Origin of the sequence: Pseudomonas sp. SWRI77 (assembly GCF_014269105.1) — a bacterium.
GTDB classification, from domain to species: domain Bacteria; phylum Pseudomonadota; class Gammaproteobacteria; order Pseudomonadales; family Pseudomonadaceae; genus Aquipseudomonas; species Aquipseudomonas capeferrum.
On sequence record NZ_JABWRV010000054.1, the window covers coordinates 1 to 3,277 of the forward strand.

At 60.2% G+C, this 3,277-nt stretch carries 1 protein-coding gene; it reads left to right on the forward strand.

Translation table 11 applies throughout. The features are described from left to right. A partial coding sequence (locus tag HU766_RS25880; RefSeq protein ID WP_346656728.1) for an immunoglobulin-like domain-containing protein occupies positions 1-3,277 on the forward strand: 3,277 nt, incomplete at both ends.

A 3,277-nucleotide genomic window follows, 5' to 3' on the forward strand; every position in this document is an offset into this window, starting at 1 on the left:
AGACGGTCTGCCGATCGATAAACATTCGGCGCTGACCTTCACGCTGAGCGACGGCACCACCGTCATCACCGTCCCGGCCAACAGCACCAGCGGTTTCGTCACCGTGACTGCTCCGGACAACGTCTACACCGGCACCAATGACCCGGTGATCAAATCGATCGCCAGCGTCGACGGTGCCGACGTCGGCAAGTTCGAGAACCTGGTCCTGGACAAGACCCCGGTCAGCACTGCTGTCACCGACGAGCCGGGTACTCCAGGCAACGAAGGCGCTCTGGTCAAGGTCACCATCACCGCCGATCAGGTCTCGGTCGCAGAGAACGTGAAGCCGACCTTCACCGTCCACATCAATACCGCTCTGGACCACGACCTTGTCGTGACCCTGAGCAACAACGAAGTTGTGACCATCAAGGCTGGCGAAACCAGCGCGCCGTACAGCCATGCTGCGCAAGGCGACGACGTCTATAAGGACGCCGGTGAAATCAGCCTGGGTATCAAGTCCGCCGTCGATGTCGACGGTCGCGCCTTCGAGAACCTGCAGTTGGGCGACGCCGCGTCGGTCAAAGTCACTGACACTACCGATGACGTGGTGGCCAAACTGACTGCAACGCCTTCGGTCACCGAAGGTGGTGCGATCACCTACACCGTCACCTTGACCAACAAAGACGGTCTGCCGATCGATAAACATTCGGCGCTGACCTTCACCCTGAGCGACGGCACCACGGTCATTACTGTACCGGCTAACAGCACCAGCGGTTTCGTCACCGTGACCGCGCCGGACAACGTCTACACCGGCACCAACGACCCAGTAATCAAGTCGATCGCTTCGGTTGATGGCGCCGATGTTGGCAAGTTCGAGAACCTGGTTCTGGATAAGACGCCGGTCAGCACTGCTGTTACCGACGAGCCTGGCTCGGGCACCCCAGGCACTGGCAACGGTGGCGACCTGGTCAAGGTCACCATCACTGCCGACCAGGTCTCGGTCGCTGAAAACGTTAAACCGACCTTCACCGTTCACATCAACGCTGCCCTGGACCACGACCTTGTCGTGACCCTGAGCAACAACGAAGTTGTGACCATCAAGGCTGGCGAAACCAGCGCGCCGTACAGCCACGCTGCACAGGGCGACGACGTCTACAAAGACGCCGGCGAAATCAGCCTGGGCATCAAGTCGGCAGCAGACATCGACGGCCGTGCCTTCGAGAACCTGCAGCTCGGCGATGCGGCGTCGGTCAAAGTCACTGACACCACCGACGACGTGGTGGCCAAGCTGACTGCAACGCCTTCGGTCACCGAAGGTGGTGCGATCACCTACACCATCACCCTGACCAACAAAGACGGTCTGCCGATCGATAAACACTCGGCCCTGACCTTCACCCTGAGCGACGGCACCACCGTCATTACTGTGCCGGCCAACAGCACCTCGGGCTTCGTCACCGTTACTGCGCCTGACAACGTCTACACCGGCACCAACGACCCAGTAATCAAGTCGATCGCTTCGGTTGATGGCGCTGATGTTGGCAAGTTCGAAAACCTGGTCCTGGACAAGACCCCGGTCAGCACCGCTGTCACCGACGAGCCAGGCTCTGGCACTCCAGGCACTGGCAACGGTGGCGACCTGGTCAAGGTCACCATCACTGCCGACCAGGTCTCGGTCGCTGAAAACGTTAAACCGACCTTCACCGTTCACATCAACGCTGCCCTGGACCACGACCTTGTCGTGACCCTGAGCAACAACGAAGTTGTGACCATCAAGGCTGGCGAAACCAGCGCGCCGTACAGCCACGCTGCACAGGGCGACGACGTCTATAAGGACGCCGGTGAAATCAGCCTGGGCATCAAGTCCGCCGTCGATGTCGACGGTCGTGCTTTCGAGAACCTGCAGCTGGGCGACGCCGCGTCGGTCAAAGTCACCGACACCACCGACGACGTGGTGGCCAAGCTGACCGCTACTCCTTCGGTCACCGAAGGTGGTGCGATCACTTACACCGTCACGCTGACCAACAAAGACGGTCTGCCGATCGACAAGCACTCGGCGCTGACCTTCACCCTGAGCGATGGCACCACCGTGATCACCGTGCCGGCCAATGGCACTTCGGGCTTCGTGACTGTCACTGCTCCGGACAACGTTTACACCGGTACCAATGACCCGGTGATCAAGTCCATCGCCAGCGTCGACGGCGCTGATGTTGGCAAGTTCGAGAACCTGGTCCTGGACAAGACCCCGGTCAACACCACTGTGACCGACGAGCCTGGCTCGGGCACCCCAGGCACTGGCAACGGTGGCGACCTGGTCAAGGTCACCATTACTGCCGACCAGGTTTCGGTCGCGGAAAACGTTAAACCGACCTTCACCGTTCACATCAACGCTGCCCTGGACCACGACCTTGTCGTGACCCTGAGCAACAACGAAGTTGTGACCATCAAGGCTGGCGAAACCAGCGCACCGTACAGCCACGCTGCACAGGGCGACGACGTCTACAAAGACGCCGGCGAAATCAGCCTGGGTATCAAGTCCGCCGTCGATGTCGACGGTCGTGCCTTTGAAAACCTGCAGTTGGGCGACGCGGCGTCGGTCAAAGTCACCGACACCACCGACGACGTGGTGGCCAAGCTGACCGCTACTCCTTCGGTCACCGAAGGTGGTGCGATCACCTACACCATCACGCTGACCAACAAAGACGGTCTGCCGATCGACAAGCACTCGGCCCTGACTTTCACCCTGAGCGACGGCACCACGGTCATCACCGTGCCAGCCAACAGCACCTCGGGCTTCGTGACTGTCACTGCTCCGGACAACGTTTACACCGGTACCAATGACCCGGTGATCAAGTCCATTGCCAGCGTCGACGGCGCTGATGTTGGCAAGTTCGAGAACCTGGTTTTGGACAAGACGCCGGTCAGCACCGCTGTCACCGACGAGCCAGGTACTCCGGGCAACGAAGGCGACCTGGTCAAGGTCACCATCACCGCCGATCAGGTCTCGGTCGCAGAGAACGTGAAGCCGACCTTCACCGTGCACATCAACGCTGCCCTGGACCACGACCTTGTCGTGACCCTGAGCAACAATGAAGTTGTGACCATCAAGGCTGGCGAAACCAGCGCGCCGTACAGCCATGCTGCGCAAGGCGACGACGTCTACAAAGATGCCGGTGAAATCAGCCTGGGCATCAAGTCGGCAGCAGACATCGACGGCCGTGCCTTCGAAAATCTGCAGCTGGGCGATGCGGCGTCGGTCAAAGTGACTGACACCACTGACGACGTAGTGGCCAAACTGACT